Annotated in this window: 17 protein-coding genes and 1 tRNA gene; 11 read left to right on the top strand and 7 right to left on the bottom strand. The window is 33.3% G+C overall.

The window, feature by feature from the left end; genetic code table 11:
- Positions 1–45 precede the first annotated feature (45 nt).
- The 3 genes from obgE to smpB are packed head-to-tail and all read left to right on the top strand — an operon-like array spanning position 46 to position 2,339.
- Positions 46–1,119, top strand: a complete 1,074-nt coding sequence (gene obgE, locus NAMH_RS06890; protein ID WP_012663448.1) for a GTPase ObgE — start codon at positions 46–48, stop codon at positions 1,117–1,119.
- Positions 1,100–1,858 (top strand): glutamate 5-kinase, encoded by a 759-nt coding sequence (gene proB / locus NAMH_RS06885; protein WP_015902414.1) that lies wholly within the window; start codon positions 1,100–1,102, stop codon positions 1,856–1,858. Before obgE ends, proB begins: the two co-directional genes overlap by 20 nt.
- A gap of 25 nt (positions 1,859–1,883) precedes the next feature.
- Entirely contained in the window at positions 1,884–2,339 is a 456-nt protein-coding gene (gene smpB, locus NAMH_RS06880) for an SsrA-binding protein SmpB (protein WP_012663479.1), read from the top strand.
- Positions 2,340–2,397: 58 nt separating this feature from the next.
- On the opposite strand, the gene bcp is transcribed toward smpB, so the two are convergent.
- Positions 2,398–2,853, bottom strand: coding sequence for a thioredoxin-dependent thiol peroxidase (gene bcp, locus NAMH_RS06875; protein WP_015902085.1), 456 nt, complete (start codon positions 2,851–2,853; stop codon positions 2,398–2,400).
- A 130-nt stretch (positions 2,854–2,983) separates the two neighbouring features.
- Between bcp and NAMH_RS06870 the strand changes: the two genes are divergently transcribed.
- Complete coding sequence (locus NAMH_RS06870; protein ID WP_012663612.1) at positions 2,984–4,969, top strand: methyl-accepting chemotaxis protein; 1,986 nt, start codon at positions 2,984–2,986, stop codon at positions 4,967–4,969.
- A gap of 122 nt (positions 4,970–5,091) precedes the next feature.
- Positions 5,092–5,499: an NUDIX domain-containing protein gene (locus tag NAMH_RS06865; protein WP_015901869.1), complete on the top strand. Its 408-nt coding sequence runs from the start codon at positions 5,092–5,094 to the stop codon at positions 5,497–5,499.
- Between the two features lie 415 nt (positions 5,500–5,914).
- Here the strand turns inward: NAMH_RS06865 and prfA are convergent, their stop codons facing one another.
- Together prfA and rpsT are read right to left on the bottom strand one after the other, a co-directional pair.
- The gene (gene prfA, locus NAMH_RS06860; RefSeq protein WP_015902831.1) at positions 5,915–6,982 is read right to left on the bottom strand and encodes a peptide chain release factor 1; all 1,068 of its coding nucleotides are present in this window, start codon (positions 6,980–6,982) and stop codon (positions 5,915–5,917) included.
- A 109-nt stretch (positions 6,983–7,091) separates the two neighbouring features.
- Entirely contained in the window at positions 7,092–7,364 is a 273-nt protein-coding gene (gene rpsT / locus NAMH_RS06855; RefSeq protein WP_012663980.1) for a 30S ribosomal protein S20, read from the bottom strand.
- Between the two features lie 79 nt (positions 7,365–7,443).
- On the opposite strand from rpsT, the gene glmM reads away from it, so the two are divergent.
- From glmM to NAMH_RS06845, 3 genes are all read left to right on the top strand, one after another.
- On the top strand, positions 7,444–8,766 hold the full coding sequence (gene glmM / locus NAMH_RS06850; RefSeq protein WP_015902229.1) for a phosphoglucosamine mutase: 1,323 nt from the start codon (positions 7,444–7,446) through the stop codon (positions 8,764–8,766).
- 17 nt (positions 8,767–8,783) lie between these two features.
- Positions 8,784–9,248, top strand: a complete 465-nt coding sequence (lspA, locus tag NAMH_RS09110) for a signal peptidase II (protein WP_015902099.1) — start codon at positions 8,784–8,786, stop codon at positions 9,246–9,248.
- Positions 9,239–9,315, top strand: a tRNA-Val gene (locus NAMH_RS06845). The genes lspA and NAMH_RS06845 overlap by 10 nt, the downstream gene beginning before the upstream one ends.
- Here the strand turns inward: NAMH_RS06845 and NAMH_RS06840 are convergent.
- Together NAMH_RS06840 and NAMH_RS09035 are read right to left on the bottom strand one after the other, a co-directional pair.
- The gene (locus NAMH_RS06840) at positions 9,316–9,786 is read right to left on the bottom strand and encodes a hypothetical protein (protein WP_012663541.1); all 471 of its coding nucleotides are present in this window, start codon (positions 9,784–9,786) and stop codon (positions 9,316–9,318) included. It abuts the tRNA gene before it with no gap.
- 10 nt (positions 9,787–9,796) lie between these two features.
- Positions 9,797–11,128, bottom strand: a complete 1,332-nt coding sequence (locus NAMH_RS09035) for a CsgG/HfaB family protein (protein WP_015902656.1) — start codon at positions 11,126–11,128, stop codon at positions 9,797–9,799.
- Positions 11,129–11,239: 111 nt separating this feature from the next.
- Between NAMH_RS09035 and NAMH_RS06830 the strand changes: the two genes are divergently transcribed.
- Complete coding sequence (locus tag NAMH_RS06830) at positions 11,240–11,701, top strand: HAD family hydrolase (RefSeq protein ID WP_012664017.1); 462 nt, start codon at positions 11,240–11,242, stop codon at positions 11,699–11,701.
- A gap of 137 nt (positions 11,702–11,838) precedes the next feature.
- On the opposite strand, the gene tilS is transcribed toward NAMH_RS06830, so the two are convergent.
- Positions 11,839–12,792 (bottom strand): tRNA lysidine(34) synthetase TilS, encoded by a 954-nt coding sequence (gene tilS, locus NAMH_RS06825; protein ID WP_015902216.1) that lies wholly within the window; start codon positions 12,790–12,792, stop codon positions 11,839–11,841.
- The gene (rimO, locus tag NAMH_RS06820) at positions 12,773–14,071 is read right to left on the bottom strand and encodes a 30S ribosomal protein S12 methylthiotransferase RimO (RefSeq protein ID WP_015901884.1); all 1,299 of its coding nucleotides are present in this window, start codon (positions 14,069–14,071) and stop codon (positions 12,773–12,775) included. Before rimO ends, tilS begins: the two co-directional genes overlap by 20 nt.
- Before the next feature lie 67 nt (positions 14,072–14,138).
- On the opposite strand from rimO, the gene NAMH_RS06815 reads away from it, so the two are divergent.
- Together NAMH_RS06815 and NAMH_RS06810 are read left to right on the top strand one after the other, a co-directional pair.
- On the top strand, positions 14,139–14,378 hold the full coding sequence (locus tag NAMH_RS06815) for a hypothetical protein (protein ID WP_012663632.1): 240 nt from the start codon (positions 14,139–14,141) through the stop codon (positions 14,376–14,378).
- A complete protein-coding gene (locus NAMH_RS06810; RefSeq protein ID WP_015902329.1) occupies positions 14,371–19,377 on the top strand; it encodes a LamG-like jellyroll fold domain-containing protein in 5,007 nt (1,668 codons plus the stop codon). The genes NAMH_RS06815 and NAMH_RS06810 overlap by 8 nt, the downstream gene beginning before the upstream one ends.
- Positions 19,378–19,390 lie beyond the last annotated feature (13 nt).

Raw genomic sequence — 19,390 nt, 5'->3', positions numbered from 1 at the left:
TATTAAAATTAATCATTACCTATTATCCATTATAAAAGGAAACAGATGTTTGTAGATAATATAAAATTAAAAGTAAAATCCGGTAAAGGCGGTCAGGGCTGTGTAAGTTTCAGACGTGAAAAGTTCGTAGTAAAAGGAGGACCTGACGGAGGTGACGGAGGCAAAGGCGGTGATGTTATCGTTGAATGTGATAAAAACACGCATACTCTTTCACACTATAAAGGAAGAAAACTTTTAAAAGCTAAAAACGGAAGACCGGGAGAAGGCAGAAAAAAACACGGTGCGAACGGTGAAGATCTGATTTTAAAAGTACCTCCCGGGACAGTTATTAAAAACGCAGAAACAGGCGAAGTGCTTTTGGATATGAAAGAAGACGGTGAGAGAAAAGTACTTCTTGAAGGCGGAAGGGGAGGACTTGGAAACTGGCATTTCAGAGGGCCGAGAAACCAGACTCCGAGATATGCGCAACCAGGAGAGGAAGGCCAGGAGCTTGAAATTGTATTAGAGCTTAAATTAATCGCCGATGTGGGGCTTGTAGGATTTCCGAATGCAGGAAAATCGACATTAATCAGTACACTTAGTAACGCAAGACCTGAAATAGCCAATTACGAATTTACGACTCTTACACCGAAACTCGGAGTTGTAAGGGTGGATGAATACAGAAGTTTTGTAATGGCTGACATTCCGGGTATTATTGAAGGCGCACATGAAGGTAAGGGACTTGGGATTGAGTTTTTAAAACATATTGAAAGAACATCGACGATTCTATATATGATTGATTTAAGTTCATACAGAGATCCTGTTTATCAGTTTAAAACACTTCAAAAAGAACTAAAAGAGTACAGTGAAAAACTTGCAAGCAGGGATTATGCTATTGCTCTTACAAAATGTGACAGTGTTGAAGTGGAAAAAATTGAAGAGTTTTTTGAAAAACTTGGTATTTCAAAGACTGAGCCTAAATTTAAAGCGGATCCGAATCTGCCTTGTCATTTTGATGACAAAACATTTGTACTTCCTATAAGTTCCGTAGCAAATATAAATATAGAAGCTTTGAAATTTGCACTTTTTGATTTAGTGGAAAAAAATAAAAGAAAAGAAAATGAAGAGAATAGTTTTTAAAGTCGGGACTGCCACGTTATACGAAAACGGAAAACTCAGCAGCAGGATTGATGATATTGTAGAGCTTCTAAGCGAACTGAATAAAGAATATGAGGTTTTATTGGTAAGCAGCGGTGCGGTGGGAGCCGGATATACGAGGTGCCCGCTTGATAAAAGTAAACTTGAAAACAAACAGGCCCTTGCAGCAATCGGTCAGCCTCTTTTAATGAAAGAGTATAAAGAGAGATTTCATAAATATGATGTGACTGTAGCACAGGTTCTCGTAACGGCCGCCGATTTTGACAGCAGAAAAAGAACTGACAATGCGCAAAAAATGATAAACGTTTTACTTGAAAACAAAGTTATTCCTATTATTAATGAAAATGATTCGGTTTCTGTAGAGGAAATATTATTCGGTGATAATGATCAATTAAGTGCTTATGTTACGTATTACTTTAATGCGGATATGCTTATAATTTTAAGTGACATAGACGCTTTTTACACAGACAATCCAAAAACAAACAAAAATGCCAAGCCTCTTAAAATCGTAACTGAAATAAATGACGAGTGGTTAAAACAAGAATGTAATCCAAATGATAAATTTGCAACCGGCGGAATAGTAACAAAACTTAAAGCTGCAAAATTTTTAATGGACAGAGGCAAATCTATGTTTTTAACAAGCGGATTCGATTTAAGTGACGTTAAGGCGTTTTTAAAGGGTGAACATAAAGGCGGGACGCTTTTTAAAAGTGAAAAATGAAAAGTGAAAAGCAGGGAGGTATTGCATGAAGGTTGTTGCAACAAATAGAAAAGCGTATCATGATTATGATATATATGATAAATATGAAGCAGGGATAGAACTCAAAGGCAGTGAGGTTAAAGCTCTTCGTCAGGGAAGGGTGAACCTTAAGGATTCATATGTCAGAATAAAAGACGGTGAAGTATGGTGGCTGCAGGGGCATATAAGCAACCTTGAGACAACATATTCCGCCTTTAAACATGATGAGAAAAGACCCAGAAAACTTCTTTTGCACAAAAATGAAATTGCAAAACTCGCAGGTTATACAAGTGAAAAAGGATATACTCTTGTACCTCTTAGAATATATTTTAACAATCGTAACCGTGCCAAACTTGAAATTGCAGTTGCAAAAGGTAGAAAACTTCACGATAAAAGACGTGTAATGAAAGAAAAAGAACTCAAAAAAGAAGCTGCAAGCGCTATGAAAAGGTACGGGTTTTAATAAATAGTGGATCAGTTGTTAAGTAGATAAGTTGTGAAATTGTGAAGGGGGAAGAGGGTTAAGAGTTAATAAGTTCTTTTAAGTCTTCCAAAACTTTTGCCGCGTGACCTTTCGCTTTTACTTTTTTGTATTCTTTTACGATTTCGCCTTCAGGATTTATTATAAACGTTGAGCGGATAACTCCCTCATATTCTTTTCCGTACATTTTCTTTTTGCCCCATGCTCCGTAAGCTTTAAGGACTTCTTTTTCTTCATCGCTTAAAAGAGTTACTTCAAGTCCGTGCTTTTCTATAAAATTACAGTGTCTTTTCGGGCTATCTGGACTTATTCCGATTACGATTGCACCAAGTTTTTCAAATTCATCTAATAGTTCACTGAATTCTTTAGCTTCAGTAGTACATCCAGGAGTATTGTCTTTAGGGTAAAAGTATAAAATAATCCATTTACCTTTTAAATCTCTTAAACAAATTTCAACTCCGTCTTGATTAGGTAAACAAAAATCATATGCTTTCATTTAACTTTTCTCCTTTTTTACAAATTTTACACTGCTAAAACGTATTATAAATTATTCGTTTTTGATTATATCAAAATACTCGAAAAAATATTTTTTTATGTGTTATAATAAATAAAAAAAAGGTAGAACAATGAGAAAAATGTTTAATGCACTTTCACTTCGTAATACTATGATAATTATTGTTACTTTGGCTACATTGGTTATTTCTTATTACAATATAAGAGATTTTATGACTTCTATGAAGATAGAAAGAATTAAGTCGAACTTACAAGAGTTGGTTGTTTTAAGTAAATCGTTAAGTGCATTAATACATGAAACTCAAAAAGAAAGAGGAGCAAGTGCCGGATATTTAGGCAGTAAAGGTAAAAAATTTAAAACGATTCTACCAAAACAAAGATTGTCAACAGATGAAAAAATTAAAGCTTATTTGCAGACACTTAAAAAAATAGATATTGCAAAATATGACGGTGAATTGGAAGAAGAAATTAATAAATTAAATAGATATTTAAATGAACTACCTCAGATAAGACAAAAAGTAAGTAATTTGTCTATAAGTGTGAAAGATGAAGTTGCATGGTATACGCAAATGAATGCGACGATATTAAAAATAATCGGTCTTACTTCAAGATTGGCTCCAAACGAAACAATTGCAATGGATTTGGCCGCATATGTTAGTTTTTTGAAAGCCAAAGAAAGAGCCGGAATAGAAAGAGCTGTACTTAGTGCGACATTCGGTGCGGATAAATTTAAACCAGGAATGTTTGTTAAATTTATTAGACTTATTTCAGAGCAGGATGCGTTTTTGGATGACTTTTTAACATTTGCTTCTCCTGAAATGAAAAAAATGTATTATAAAATGGTTCAGGATCCGTCTTTTAAAGAAGTTCAGAGAATGAGAAATATTGCTTTACAAAAAGCACAAACTGGGAATTTTAATATTGATCCTGAATATTGGTTTAAAACGATAACCAAAAAAATAAATATATTAAAACAAATTGATGATAATATTGCCGACATTATTTTAAATGACTTAAATAAAGTATCAAATCATTATATTTTGCAAACAATTATTGGTGTGTTGATTAATATTATTATGATAATTATCGGGTATATGAGTGTTAAAAAACTTGAAATGCAGCTTAGAAGTCTAAAAGGATTGATTCTTAAAATTGCTCAAGATAAAGATCTTTCACTCGAAGTAAGAATTTATGAAAAAGATGAATTCGGAACTATTAGAATGGCATTGAAAGAGTTCCTTGCTATTCTTCATGAAGTTATGACAAGTGCATATCAGAGTTCTAATGAAAACAGAAGCGTAGCAATTAGTTTAAAAAACGCTTTTTCTTCAATTAATGAAAATATTCAAAAAGAAGCGGAAATTGTAACTCAAGCAGCTAAAACAGCAGACGAGCTTAAAGATAACTTATTAGAAGAGTCCCAAACTTCCAATGAAGTTAAAAGAAGTATTTTAGTTGCGAATCAAAGCTTAAGAGAAGCTCTTAATTTAATGGACAGAACAATGGAAAACATTCAGCAAAATGCAGAAAATGAAAACGATTTGGCGTCAAAATTACAGCAACTTTCGCAAGAAGCTGAACAGGTTAAAAATGTGCTTACGGTAATTAGTGAAATTGCGGATCAAACAAATCTTCTTGCATTAAATGCAGCCATTGAAGCAGCAAGAGCAGGTGAACACGGAAGAGGGTTTGCCGTGGTAGCAGATGAAGTTAGAAAACTTGCCGAAAGAACACAAAAAAGCTTAGGGGAAATAGATGCGACTATTAATGTGATCGTACAGTCTATTAATACGGCCAATGATCAAATGCATCAAAATATAGAAAATGTAAATCTTGTAACCAATCAGACACATGAAGTACAAGAAAAAATAGGGGATGTGTCTACAGAAATGGAAGAAGTGGTGCAAAAAGTACAGCATAATGTTGATAAATTAGAAGCTATTGTTAAAATTATGCAAGAATTTATTGAAAAAATGGGTCTAATTCAAAAAATGTCTAATGAAAATAAAAATAAAGTGTTTCAAAATAATAAAAATGTTGAAAAAATTACTCAACTTGCTGAAAAATTATTAAAAGAAATAAGTCAGTTTAAAATTTAACCCTTTTTTTGGGTTATAGTTTTATATCATATATGTGTCTGGCACTGAATGATTTATGTTGTAAAAAATTAATTTATTAATTAAGGTTTTATATTAAAATTAGTCAAATAAAAGGATATATTATGTGGCCTCCGGAAACTCCTTATTTAACTGTAGACGGAATAGTGAAAATTTTTACCCCAGAATTTAGAGGGATTGTTCTTATAAAAAGAAAAAACCCACCTCTTGGGTTTGCATTACCAGGAGGATTCGTTGACAGAGGAGAAAAGGTAGAAGTTGCATTAAAGCGTGAAATGAAAGAAGAGATAAACCTTGATGTTAAGATTGAAAAACTTTTAGGTGTGTATTCAGACCCAGATAGAGATCCGAGGCTTCATACCGCAAGCTGTGTTTTTGTTTGCAGTGCAAATGAATTGCCAAAAGCGGGTGATGATGCAAAGGAAGCTTTCTTAGTTAAACTTGAAGATATACCGTGGGATGAGCTTGTGTTTGATCATGCCGAAATACTCAGGGATTTTTTAAAAAGTTGATAAGTGGGTAAGAAAATAAGCGGGTATTTTAGTTTAAGGTTAATAGGTTATTAGTTTTTGGAATTGTTAAGTTGCTATAGTTATTAATATTTTAACGTCTTAGTTATGGTTAATGGAGTTTTTATAATTATTAATGTTAATTAATTTTTTAATGTATTAGAATTTTGATAAATTTATATATTATTAATTATTTTATTAATCTTTTAAGAAACTGGGTTTGTACTATTCAATACTAAACGCTCAATGATTGATAAAAAATTGAATTAGAGCCTTTCTTAATATCAAACAAACAAAATCCAACAAAGTGCAAGAAATTAAAATACGCTATTTGGTAAGATAAAAAGTAATTATCTTTTTCATATAGTGCCTGACACTATATTTGAAAGACATTTAGATAATTAAGCAGGAAAAAATTCTATAGTCCTGCTTCTTTTAAAGCTTCCGCCTGATAGTGAGCGATTAATGGGTCAATAATTTCATCAAAAAGCCCTTCACTCATAATTTGTTCAAGTCTATACAGCGTCAGGCCGATTCTGTGGTCCGTTATTCTGTTTTGAGGGTAATTGTATGTTCTGATCCTCTCACTCCTGTCACCGCTTCCCACCTGGCTTTTACGTGCTTCTCCGATAGCGGCGAGTCTTTCGTTTTCAAGTTTTTCAAAAACTCTGGCTTTAAGTATCTGCATTGCTTTTTCTTTGTTTCTCTGCTGGCTTCTTTCATCCTGCATAGAAACTGTTATTCCTGTAGGAATATGAGTCATTCTTACCGCACTTTCGGTTTTGTTTACGTGCTGTCCGCCCGCACCTCCGGCTCTCATTACTTCTATTTTGATATCTTTAGGGTCAAGTTCTATATCCACATCGTCAACTTCAGGCATTATGGCCACTGTAACGGCGGAAGTGTGGATTCTTCCCTGTGATTCCGTTGCCGGGATTCTTTGAACCCTGTGGGTTCCTCCTTCGTATTTTAGTCTTGAATATACGCTTTCGCCTTTGATTAGTAAAATAATCTCTTTATATCCGCCGGCATCGCTTTTGCTCTCACTTACAATTTCAACTTTCCAGCCTTTGTTGTCGGCGTATCTTAAATACGCTTTTAGTAAATCTCCGACAAAAAGAGCCGCTTCATCCCCTCCTGTTCCGGCTCTTATTTCAAGGAAAATGTTTTTGTCGTCGTTAGGGTCTTTTGGCAGAAGAAGGATTTTGATCTCCTCTTCAAGCTCAGGCAGTTTTTCTTCGGCTTCTTTTAATTCTTCTTTTGCAAGTTCAGCCATTTCGGGATCGTCCAGCATCATTTTGGCTTCTTCTATGGTGTTTATTATGTTTTCATACTCTTTTGCTTTTTCAACGATTGGTTCAAGACTTCTCGCCTCACGTGATAATTTTGTCATTCTTTTAATGTCCTGTGTAATTTCAGGTGAGCTTAGCATTTGATTTATTTCGTTATATTTTTCAACAAAAGGTTTTAATTTATCCAATAACATTTTTGTCCTTTATGGATTATAAAATTTTTGAAATTATATCATCAATATTTGAGAGTGTATATGTAATGTTTTAGTGGGGTGGGGGGAAAGAGGATGATTTATTTAAAAATTATGCTGACGGTTCGATTGATTTTACTAAGTGGTGTAATCTACTGATTTTTCTTCTTGCAGTGTTTTTCTTAAGAATACCTTTGTTGATGTATCCTTGGAATTTTTTGTTTGCTTCTTTCCAAGCTTCTAAAGCTGCTTCATAATTACCTTCTGCTACTGCACTTTCTACTTTTTTAGTGATAGTTTTGATTCTTGTTCTGAAGTATCTGTTTCTTTCAGTTCTTTTTTTTGTTTGTCTAATTCTTTTTAGCGCAGATTTGTTATTTGCCATTTATGTCCTTTTTTGAAGCGTATTTTATAAAAATTTGGTAAAATTTGCAAATAAATATTTCATTTTTTAAAGGAAACGGATGAAACTTTTTGGAACGGATGGCGTAAGGGGGAAGGCTGGAGAATTTTTAACACCTTTTTTAGCAATGAAACTTGCGATGTCTTTTGGTGAATGTTTACCTAAAAAAACAGGGAAAATTTTAGTAGGTAAAGATACAAGAAGAAGCGGATACATGATAGAAAATGCCCTTGTTAGCGGACTTACAGCAATAGGGTATGACGTTATTCAAATAGGACCGATGCCAACACCTGCGATTGCGTTTTTAACGGAAGACATGAGATGTGACGGCGGGATAATGATCAGCGCGAGTCATAATCCGTATTATGACAACGGAATAAAATTTTTTGACAGTTTCGGAAATAAACTTTCACAGGAATTTGAGGAAAAAATTGAAAAAAGATATTTTGAAAACAACTTTAACCTTAAAACAGAAAAAGAAATCGGTAAAAGTAAAAGAATCGACGACGTAATCGGAAGATATATCGTTCACATAAAATCATCGTTTCCTAAACATGTAAATTTAAACGGTATGAGAATTGTTCTTGATACCGCAAACGGAGCAGCTTACAAAGTTGCACCTACAATATTCACGGAACTTGGTGCTGATGTAATTACAATAAACGATGAACCCGACGGGTTTAATATTAATCAGAATGCAGGAGCTATGCATCCGGAGTTTTTAGCTAAAAAAGTGCTTGAATACAGAGCGGATATCGGATTTGCGCTTGACGGAGATGCGGATAGGCTTGTAGTTGTTGATGAAAAAGGTGAAATAGTAAACGGAGATAAACTTTTAGGCGCTCTCGCATATTATCTGCATAAACAAAACAAACTTAAAAATAACGGTGTGGCTGTAACGGTTATGAGTAACGGAGCTTTGGAGAAGTTTTTAAATGATATGGGTATAAAAGTATATAGAAGCAACGTTGGCGATAAATATGTGCTCGAAGTTATGAAAGAAAAAGATTTAAATTTCGGCGGTGAGCAGTCCGGACATATAATATTCAGTGATTATGCTAAAACGGGGGACGGTCTTGTAAGCGCGCTTCAGGCTGTTGCATATTTAATTCAGAGTGGTAAAAAAGCAAGCGAAGCGTTTGATTTATTTGAATTATACCCTCAAATACAAGCAAACATCCAGGTATCTTCAAAACCTCCGTTAAATGAAATAGAAGGTGCAAAAGAACTTCTTGATGAAGTTGAAAAAGAAGGATACAGACACCTTGTTAGATATTCGGGAACTGAAAACAAACTAAGACTTTTGGTTGAAGGTGAAAGTGAAAATAAAGCAAAAGAGCTTCTTGTAAAACTAAAAGAATTTTTTAAAAGCAAACTTTCATGATAACGGAGAATTGATAATTGAGAGTTGAGAGAAAAATATTAATTAAATTCTTTGTTGCTTTTTTTTTGATATTTATTATTGACCAATATATAAAATATCTGTTTTTGCATGGTCTTGAGTGGCATAGCAAATGCATTTCCTTAACACTTGCTATCAATAAAGGTGTTGCTTTTTCAATGTTTGCTTTTTTGGGAGAATATCTTAAATATATACAATTATTTTTGATTTTAATACTTTTGTATGTTTTTTATAAAGAAAAACTTTTAAACAATCATCCTTTAATCAGTGGTATTTTGTTTGCTGCCGCATTTTCAAATCTTTTTGACAGATTTGTAAGAGACGGTGTTGTCGATTATGTGTACTGGCACTGCGGATTTGATTTCGCAATTTTCAATTTTGCTGACGTATGCATAGATTTTGCGATTTTAATGTTTGCATATTATTACTTTTTTGGTAAAATTTCTAACCAAAAGGTCGCGTAGCTCAGTTGGTTAGAGTACTACCTTGACATGGTAGGGGTCACAGGTTCGAATCCTGTCGCGACCACCACTACAAACTGTTTTTAATTTTTTTTAAATCTAATTTATTTATAAGATTCATAGCTTCATCAATATTCATTTTTTCATAAGTTAATGTCAAAATCACAGGTATGTTCTGTTCAATTAAAACAATAATTACACCGCCGTTTTCTTTTTTATCATAAGTAATAGCGCATTTAAAATTTTTACATGTTGTAATTTTCATTATCATATCGTTTGTTTCTACTTGAACCGGCATCATAAAAGGTGTCATCATTTGATAAGCCATACTACCTTTAATTAATTGAATAGAAATTTTTTTGTTGCCGTTTTTATACTCCTTATAAGCTTGTGAACTTTTTCCGTAGTTTGATTGTATGTTTGTATACTCGCATTTCGAAGATTCTTTGTAGTTATTTAGGTTTTTGGGCAATAAGTTGCAAAGATTACTGTTTGCAAATAAAACAGAGGAAAAGAAAAAAGTTAATAATATATTTTTCATTTTTTATCCTTTAGTTTTGATAAATATAAATATTGTCAATAAATGCGTCACAGCAATCCGCACCTATACATATACTTCCCGCTTGTGTTAAAGTTTTATCGTTATCATTGATGTCAATTCCGAGTTGACCGTCAACATATATAGCAATATGGGAATCTTTTGTAACAATTTTTACTTTATGCCATTTTGATTTTGCTAAATTTATTTTGTTTTTTGCAATTGTCATTACTGTCTGGCCTGCAATTTTGTCTAATTTTATATTACCGTCTTTAGAAATATGTGCCGCATAACCAATAAAAGGTTTTTTATTTACAACTCTGAAATAAAAAGTACCGTTACCATTCATATCAGCAGTAAATATTATATTTTTGGCTTTAAAATTTTCTAAACAAACTTTTCTCCACTCATGAGCTTTTATCATTTTTCCTATCATACCGTTACTTTGTACACCCATTTGAATTTCAAATTTATCACCTTTCCAATTACCAAACGGAGTAGTTTGTCCTATTCCGTATTTTTCGAAATCTTCTTTGAATAGTAATGTATGTGTTACAGGTTTTACGGTGTTTTGCTGGGTGTTTATAGTTGTGTTTAACTGATTGTTTACTGTGCCGTTTGCATTATATCTGTAATAATTATCAGGGATTAACTGTGCAATTTTTTCAACTGCTTTATTAATCATGTCTCTTATAGCTTTTTCCATAGGCGTGTTTTTATATGTGCTTAATCCTGCACCCAGTGCGACATTACCTGTAAAACCTCCACCGATTCCACCTATGTTCCATTTACTTGCCTGTCCTTCAACTGTAGTTGCATTAATAATTCTTCCGGTTTTTACATCAATAAGTCTGATATCGGCTGCAATATAAGCTTCATCTTTACCAAACTTGATACCACCTATTACAGGCACACCTCTTGGAATTACAATACCACCTGCACTTATGCCACCTGCTTTTGGTTCAAAAGCGGTTATTGCACCAACTACCAATATGTCCGCACCTTCTAAATTATTAATTTGTCTGTTTTGTTTGATCATTCCCTGAGACAATTGTAATTCTCTCTCAACTGCTGAAAAACCTTCATTGCTTCTTTCTATTACAATAAATTTCCCACTATTAAACAATGCTGTTGTTAACATATCAGCTATACCACTTCCTATTTGCCCATTGCATTTTGCAGCTTTACATTTAAATGAAGCAACTGCTATCCTTGCTTTTGGTCCCTTGTATTTTACTATTTCGTTAACGTTTTGATTAGACGTGGTTACATTTGTTGTTGTTCCAACACAACCGCTTAAGAAAAATATTCCAACCATAAATGCAAACAATCTTCTTAATCTCATCTTAACCTCCTTTTAATCTATTATTAATTATTGTATAACTTTTATCTTATTTATGTCAAGTTTATAAAAATTAATTATTTCAAGATATAATTTGCTAAAAAAAGGCAAACAATGAAACTCGAAATTCAAAATATCGGTGAATTGGTTATTAAACACATAGTTCTTGATTACAACGGGACGATTGCGAAAGACGGAATAGTAAAAGAAAGTGTAAAAAGATATATTAAAGAACTTCAAAGTGAATTCGATATTTACGTTATTACTTCTGATACCCACGGAAGTGCGGCAAAAAATTTAGAAGATACCGGAGTAAAACTTAAAATTTTAACAACTTCAAACCATACAAAAGAAAAAGAAGAATTTGTAAAAGAGCTTGGATTTGTGTTTGCAGTAGGAAACGGAAGTAATGATTCATTAATGTTAAAAGCCGCTGAACTTGGAATATGTGTCATAGAAAATGAAGGGGCAAGTGTTAAATCGGTTATAAATGCAGATATTGTTTGTAAAACTATAGAAGATGCGTTTGAGCTTCTGATAAAGCCTAAAAGAATAATCGCAACATTAAGACAATAGTCTTTGTTGTGTTTTTAGATTTATTGAATTTATATAATTGGTGTCGCACTATATATTTGATGTGAAGGATGTTATTTTATAAATTTAAATATAAATGAAAAAAAAGTTTGTTAGGGTTGATATCATAAGGGGTAATGTTAATCATTTTCCATTTTCCATTGTTTATTTTCAATTGAATATAAATATCCTCTGACTTTAGGAGGTATTTTTTCTTTTCTCATTTTATCTTTAAACTTTTTATCCATCGTTGTTTTAATATAAGGGGCGATGTAAATTGTGTTTTCATTGGAGTCTATTGCTATTTTCCCTTGTATGACGCAAGAAAAATCCGTTTTTATAACCTCATCACGCTGAGGTTTTGTCATTATAATTCCGAGTTCTTTTAATATTAGATCTGTTTTTTTTATATCTATTTCCGGTTCGGATTTTTTAAATGAATATAATTTTTTATTTTTTTTCCAATCTTTTTGAAACAGAAGATCCAAATCTTTTTCAAGATACTCAAAACTTTTTTTAACCCCATTTTCAAAAAGAGTAATAAATTTATTTGAAAATTCATCTCTTATAAAATTTCTTTTATATTTTTTATCGAAATTTGATTCGTCCGTATAATATTTAATACCTCTTTCATTTAAAAAAGTTACAATTTCATTACGAGATATATTATAAAAAGGTCTATATATTTTATAAAACTCTCTCTCCTCCCATTCACCCATTGCTATTAATTCTTTTAATCCCGCACCTTTAGAAAACTGCATTAAAAACCATTCGAATCTATCATTTAATTGATGGGCTGTTATAAGTGTATGATAACCGTGTTTTTTTATTATCTCTTCAAAAAATACATATCTGCATATTCTTGCTTCTTTTTCACTAAATTTAGGTAAAACGCAGTCTTTAATATAAATTTTTTTATTATATGTCTCTGCAAGTTCTTTTGCGTATTCTACTTCTTCATTACTTGTTTTTCTTGTATGGTAATTAACTATTGCTATATCGAAGGGAATATTGTTTTCTATCAGCCAGAAAAAAAGTGCAGTAGAGTCAACTCCCGCCGAGAAAGCGAGTAAATTATTTGATGATTTTTCCAATTAACTGTTCTCCCGCTAAATTTTCTATTTTTACGTTATAAAGGTTTCCAATTTCAAGATTTTCTATTTCGCTATCATTAATTAAAATATCACCGTCGATTTCAGGTGCCCAGAGTTTTGGACGTACACTGTAGAAGAGTTCATCTTCCGTCAGACCGTCAAGGTAGCATCTGCATGTTTTATTCAGATATTTTTTAAGCGCTTTTTTTGTTGTCTGTTTTACGGTTTTACCCAACTCTTTTGCACGCTGGTCGATTATGTTTTGAGAAATTTTGTCTTTTCTTTTAAATGCCGCCGTGTCTTCTTCGTCTGAATAGGCAAATACGTTTACCCTGTCGAATTCGAACTCTTTTATGAAATTTTTAAGCTCTTCAAAGTCTTCTTCACTCTCACCTGGATGTCCTACGATTACGGATGTTCTTATGAAACTGAATTCTTTTTTCATTTCATACAGAAGTGATTTGAGTTTATCAACGCTTCCAGGTCTTCTCATGATTTTAAGCATTTTTTCGCTGATGTGCTGGATTGGCATATCGAAATAGTTTTCCACAACGGGTGAAGCGAATATTCTTCTTATCAGTTTTTTGGTTGTTGTCGCCGGATATAGATACAAGATTCTAACAGTAATTCCTTCAATTTTATCAATTTCGTCAATTAATCTTTCAAGTCCGTCTTTAATACCTTTATCCCTTAAATATGAGCTTGAGTCCTGGCTTGCGAGTGAAAAATCTTTGAATCCTTGTGCTTTTAATCTTTTAATCTCTTCAATAATTTCGGGAATTTCCCTTGAATTTAGTCTGCCTTTGAAATTTGGAATTGCACAAAATGCGCATTTTTGGTTGCAGCCTTCGCTGAGTTTAATGTAAGCGTGATAGCTGCTGCCTGTTATTACCCTCTCTTCATTGTGGATGAGGTAAACGTTTGGTGAGAATTTTGAGCTTTTTGTTTTGACGAGTTCGTCTATTTTGTCAAAATCCCCGACACCGCTCCATACGTCCACTTCCGGAATCTCTTTTGGAAGGATGTCTTTGTATCTTTCGCTAAGACAGCCTGTTACCGCAAGAATTGCACTCTCTTTTTTTTCGTTTGCAAGTTCCAAAATAGTTTCTATCGATTCTTCTTTGGCAGGGTTTATGAAGCCGCATGTGTTTACAATCAGCAGATCAGCTTCGCCCGGATTGTCTGTAAGTGTGTATTCGTTTTTCAGTTTTCCAAGCATAACCTCGCTGTCAATTAAATTTTTAACACATCCCAAAGATGCTAAATAGAGCTTTTTCAAATAAATCCTTTTTTATAAGATTTTATCAAAAGTGGTATAATATGACAAGATTATTACAGGAGCGTATATGGAAAAAGTAGGTTTAATCATAGGTCTTTTTTTGACGATTTTTGGTATGTATAAAATCGATATTGTTTTAATACCTACGCTTGATTATTTTGGAAAGTATGTTTTTTTCGGTGCTATTAATATTTTTGTTTTTTGGGTTGAATGGTTTTTTTATAAAAGGTTTGATGGCTTGTTGAGAATATTAATGCCCTTTATGTTTGGATTGGTAATATTATTGATTGGAGTGAAAATTGCGTAAGATAATTGTTTTACTGTTTATCATATGCCGTTTTTTAAGCGCAGACATATATCTTAACGGTAATCTTCATCCAGGTGATAATGATGATTTTAATGGATATACGCCAAAAGAGCCTTTAACTTTTGATGGAGAACATACATATAATTATTATTTAAATAATCCTACAAAATTTTATTTAAGCGAAGACAGTGTGATTACCGGCTTAAAACTAAATAACGCTGTCGGAATTGACGGAAAAATAAAAGTATACATTGACGGCAACGAAGTTGGAGAAGCTGCAAACGACGGTGATGACACTGTTGCCGTTAACAATCTTTCTTTATCAAAAGGATGGCATGATATTGCGGTAATAAGCGACTGTTATGATTCTCTGGGAGATACGGTAAGCTGCAATAGTTATTGGGTTGATGATATTGATGATTACATGTTTTCAGGTATTACGCTGTATACATCATCAACTACCACGGCTTTTGATTTTATAGGCAGACATCACATAGGAGATAATAATGATAATGATGATTGGTATGATATTGATGATACTTCAAAATCCTGGTATCCGGATGCCAATGAAGGACAATGTGTTACTTATAATCTGAATATTAATTCTCCTCTCAACGGATATCAGATTTTTATATCAAGAGTCAGGAATGTTTACAAAGACGGAATCGATAAGATTGATATATACGATGCCGCTGACAATCTAATAAAAACTCTGGATATAAACACTACAGGAAGTTATAAATTTGATTTTAACCAGACTGTAATGCAAAAAACCGATTCTGTTTCAAAAATAAAAATTTGCAGCGGAAATGCAACTTCCACTGATTTAGACGATATATCTTTCGGTGAAACTGTGTTTATACCGTTTTATAATTATGATCTTAAAGCCGGCTGGCAGCTTGATGAATGCTATTGGCAGGGCAGTTACGGCGAAGTCACAGACAGCAGCGGCAACGGGCTTAACGGAACAGCGGTAAACGGAGCAAACACCCAAAGCGGCGGAGTTTTATGCAAAGACGGCTATTTTAACGGCAGCGATTATGTAGATATGGGTGACATATTAAACGATGTGTTGGGAAAAACAAGTAATAAATTCACAATAACCGCATGGATAAAACCCGAAGTTTTAACAACAAAAGAAACAAATCATAAAACTGAAAATGTGTTTTTAGCCAAAGCGTCCGACAGTTACAATGATAATCTGGAAATAGGAGTAAATACGGACGGAAGCATACATTTATATCTGGATACAAAAAATAAAGATGAATATGCAGATATCGGAAGTGGTATTCAGACAGGACAGTGGTATTTTGTGGGTGTAACGTACAATGACGGAAATGTAAGCGTATATATAAACAACAATAAATACACCTCTGATGTGTGGAGTGGCGGGGGAAATATAGATAATGCTGCAGGAAGCAATTTTACAATAGGAGCAAGTATTCATAAAGACACCTTTTTTACCGGAAATATAGATGAGGTAAAAGTTTTCGGAGATGCATTGGATGATAATCAGATAAAACAGATATACGATAATGAAAAAGACGGATACAATTATGACGGAAGTGAAAGAGTCTGTAATGTGTGCCCGGATGCTTTGCTTGATTACAGAATGGATGAATGCAGGTGGGATAATGATGCCAATACCTATGAAATTAAAAATTATGGAATCGAGGGAGCTAATTACGACGCAACGGCATTAAACGACGCTAATACCACAAAAGGCTTACTATGCAGGGGAGGTGATATAAACAGTACTTCAACAGAAGATAAAGCCGTTATGCTGGAAAACAATTATGTTTTACCTGCATCTTATACATTAAATCTATGGGTGAAATTTCCTCTTAATACGGCTGGACATACTAATTTTACAGTAGGAAGAGGCAGATGGCAAAAAACATACAATTATTTTAACATAGCGGACAGAGTGGGGAGTGATTATGATTATATCTATTTTGCCCATAATGTGACGGATGATACATGGACATTAAATGTAAGTGACGATGATGATACGGATACTTATAATTTTAATCCACAGAATTTATCAGGCTGGCATATGCTGACTTTTGTCGTAAATAACACTGGAACAGATTTTTATTTGGATGGTGATTATAAACACTCATTTTCTACTCATCCTAATAGCGGTGAATTAGGTTTGCTTTTTAACAGTGATTACAAATCAAGCGACAATACTCCAAATGGTCAGTCTATCGGTAGCGATGCGGATGAGTTTACACTATTGAATGCAGCTGTAAACTCTGGTTATGTCAAGTATATTTACAATAATGAAAGCAGCAGTAAAAACTGGGACGGAAGAAGCAGGTGCTGTAAATTCTGCTGCTCTCCTTATAGCGGGGAAATTACTCCTATAGAATTTGAAGGGGGTACGGTCACGTTAAATAACACATATTCCGACCCTGAATGGACACATGTGGCATTTAAAAAAGCTTTTAATACAATACCTGTTGTTTTTATGGTAATAGATACATACGGAAACAATCCTGCAAGTGTCAGAATTAAAAATGTAACAACAAAAGGGTTTGATGCAATTATAGTGGAGCCTGAAGGAGAAGACGGACCGCATGTAAAACAGACACTTAATTATTTTGCAATTAATACGGGTGTTCATGAATTAGATGGCCACTTGATTGAAGTTGGAAGCATAAACACTAAAAAAGTACAGGGAAAATACGCTCCAAGCGGAAACGATATAGGATGGGATACTGTTGATACTTCTGTTTCATTTTGCAATCCGGCTGTTGTAGCAAATATACAAACACTGAATAATGAAGAAAATGATATTCCAAAACAGCCGTCTGTACCTTGGATGACTGCAGCGGTAAATTTATGCAGCGGTAAATTGCAGCTTGCCCTTGATATGAGTGAGACTGATGAAGGAAATGTTACGAAAGACGAAACAATAGGTTATATGATCTCAGATGCAAATTTTACAGGTTCATTTACAGATGATTATGGAACAAAAATTGATTTTGAAGTTTTAAAAACAGGTCCTTATTTCGTAGGATGGGATAACGGATGCAAAACCGTCTCTTTTCAAAACAGCTATGAAAATACTCCTCTTATTGCAGGATGGAAAGATAGCAGATTTGAAAGTGACGGAGGATGGTTTAGAAGATGTGAGTTGACTAATAAAAAAATCGGTTTTGTTGTAGATGAAGACGAAGCTCACGATGAAGAGAGATACCATATGCCGGAAGTCGGCGGAATATTTGCATTTAGCGCTAATTTTCATTTAAGTGAAGTAAATGAAGTATATAGATTTGATGCATGGAATGATGACCACAATATAACAGACAGAAACATAACAACTAAAATTGTAAATAAACCTTTTATAATAACAGTGGCTTCTTTAGATACAAATGGTACCGGATATCAGGAATTTAACGGAACTGTTTGCAGCAGGGTAATAGCACAAAATTATACGGGTGATTGGAATAAAACATTATGGAATAATGAAAATGAAAAAAATATAACTTTAAAAGTGAACAGAGCTTTAAAGAATGCAAAAATAAATATACAATGGAAACAAAATGAAGATACTACATGTCCAATAAACGATGCTAACGAATCAAATTCAACCGATAATTTTGCAATAAGGCCTGAAAAATTCGTTATTGCCAATATTCCGAGTAATATAAAGGCCGGAAATGAATTTAATATAACCGTTAAAGCCGTAGATGTAAACGGAAATCCGGTGAAAGATTATAATGAGAGCATTTATGTAAACGGGCAAAGCGTGGATTTCGAATACAATGAAAGCAAAACGAATTGTGATACCGGTATCCTTGAGAAAGTAAGCGGCGGGGTGTTTAAAGACGGTGAAGCGAATATTACTCTTAAATATAATGAAGTAGGGGATTTGAATTTAACCGTTAAGGAAATAAACGGCAGTGAGTTTGCAGTAGTGGATAATGACGATACAAATGAAACCGAGAGGTTTATTTCTCAGGCAAAAAGCACTATAAGTGTGGGGGTAGATCATTTTGATTTAAATGCTAAATATGAAAACTATGATACCGACAGTAATTTTACATATTATGATGAAGATTTGAACATATCTTCTCTTTTGGAATTAAACATTAGTGCTGTTGATAAAGACGGAAACATACTTCAAAACTACAATAAAGAGTGCTATGCAAAAAATATTACTGTAAATATTTCTCATAACGATGTGGATGTGAATGTAAGCAAAATTATTTATAAATATATCGATAAAAACGGATATGTATATGATAATAATATTTCAAAAGATGAAAATATTACATTTATTTATGACAAAAATAATTTTACAACCGACAATAACGGATCAACTTCTGTTGATGTATATCTGAATTTTGACAGAAATGTATCAAACCCTGTAAACCCTTTTGAATTTGAAATAACCTCCATTGACGTAAACGACAGTGATGCAAACGGAAGTTTGGATTTAAATAAAAAAGCCAAATATTATTATGGTAATTTATTACTAAGTGATGTTTTGGCTTCGGAAAATGATTTTAATAAAAGCTACTCTTTTATTGTTTTTGACAGTGTTGGTAATTTAAAACCTGACGGACAGGAGGTTATTTATAACTGGTATGAAAATACCGGTCATAATGCAGTAGACGGAAACGTAAGTGACAGCGAAATTATAATAAGCAGCGATTATAATGCATCAAACTCGATAAACGGTGTGGATGTGTCAGTTGATTCAATAAATAATGGAGTAATTACTTTTAAAATCTCAAGGAGTGATTCAAGTGTTAAATTTGCGGTTGTTCATTTGTTAAGCCCTAATTTAAAATGGCTTTGGTATTCTAAATTCAATCAAAAATATGATATTTCAAATGATTCTACGTGTTTAAATCATTTCTGTTTTACAATAACCTGGCAAAATCTAAATAGTGAAGGGGAAGTCGGAAGCGGTGAATTTGAAGGAACCGAAGCCAATATGACCGATACCAATTCAACAAAAAGAGGGATTAAGATATTTAGGTAAAATAATGTTGTTT

Origin of the sequence: Nautilia profundicola AmH (genome assembly GCF_000021725.1) — a bacterium.
Classification (GTDB): Bacteria; Campylobacterota; Campylobacteria; order Campylobacterales; family Nautiliaceae; genus Nautilia; species Nautilia profundicola.
This window is presented reverse-complemented; position numbering and strand designations above follow the sequence as displayed.

Excerpts from the sequence above, each read along its gene's own strand:
- glmM (WP_015902229.1), top strand. The coding sequence starts at position 7,444 with ATGAAACTTTTTGGAACGGATGGCGTAAGGGGGAAGGCTGGAGAATTT.
- proB (WP_015902414.1), top strand. The coding sequence starts at position 1,100 with ATGAAGAGAATAGTTTTTAAAGTCGGGACTGCCACGTTATACGAAAAC.
- bcp (WP_015902085.1), bottom strand. The coding sequence starts at position 2,853 with ATGAAAGCATATGATTTTTGTTTACCTAATCAAGACGGAGTTGAAATT.
- NAMH_RS06870 (WP_012663612.1), top strand. The coding sequence starts at position 2,984 with ATGAGAAAAATGTTTAATGCACTTTCACTTCGTAATACTATGATAATT.
- NAMH_RS06840 (WP_012663541.1), bottom strand. The coding sequence starts at position 9,786 with ATGAAAAATATATTATTAACTTTTTTCTTTTCCTCTGTTTTATTTGCA.
- smpB (WP_012663479.1), top strand. The coding sequence starts at position 1,884 with ATGAAGGTTGTTGCAACAAATAGAAAAGCGTATCATGATTATGATATA.
- rpsT (WP_012663980.1), bottom strand. The coding sequence starts at position 7,364 with ATGGCAAATAACAAATCTGCGCTAAAAAGAATTAGACAAACAAAAAAA.
- NAMH_RS06815 (WP_012663632.1), top strand. The coding sequence starts at position 14,139 with ATGGAAAAAGTAGGTTTAATCATAGGTCTTTTTTTGACGATTTTTGGT.
- NAMH_RS09035 (WP_015902656.1), bottom strand. The coding sequence starts at position 11,128 with ATGAGATTAAGAAGATTGTTTGCATTTATGGTTGGAATATTTTTCTTA.
- obgE (WP_012663448.1), top strand. The coding sequence starts at position 46 with ATGTTTGTAGATAATATAAAATTAAAAGTAAAATCCGGTAAAGGCGGT.
- NAMH_RS06830 (WP_012664017.1), top strand. The coding sequence starts at position 11,240 with ATGAAACTCGAAATTCAAAATATCGGTGAATTGGTTATTAAACACATA.
- prfA (WP_015902831.1), bottom strand. The coding sequence starts at position 6,982 with ATGTTATTGGATAAATTAAAACCTTTTGTTGAAAAATATAACGAAATA.
- NAMH_RS06865 (WP_015901869.1), top strand. The coding sequence starts at position 5,092 with ATGTGGCCTCCGGAAACTCCTTATTTAACTGTAGACGGAATAGTGAAA.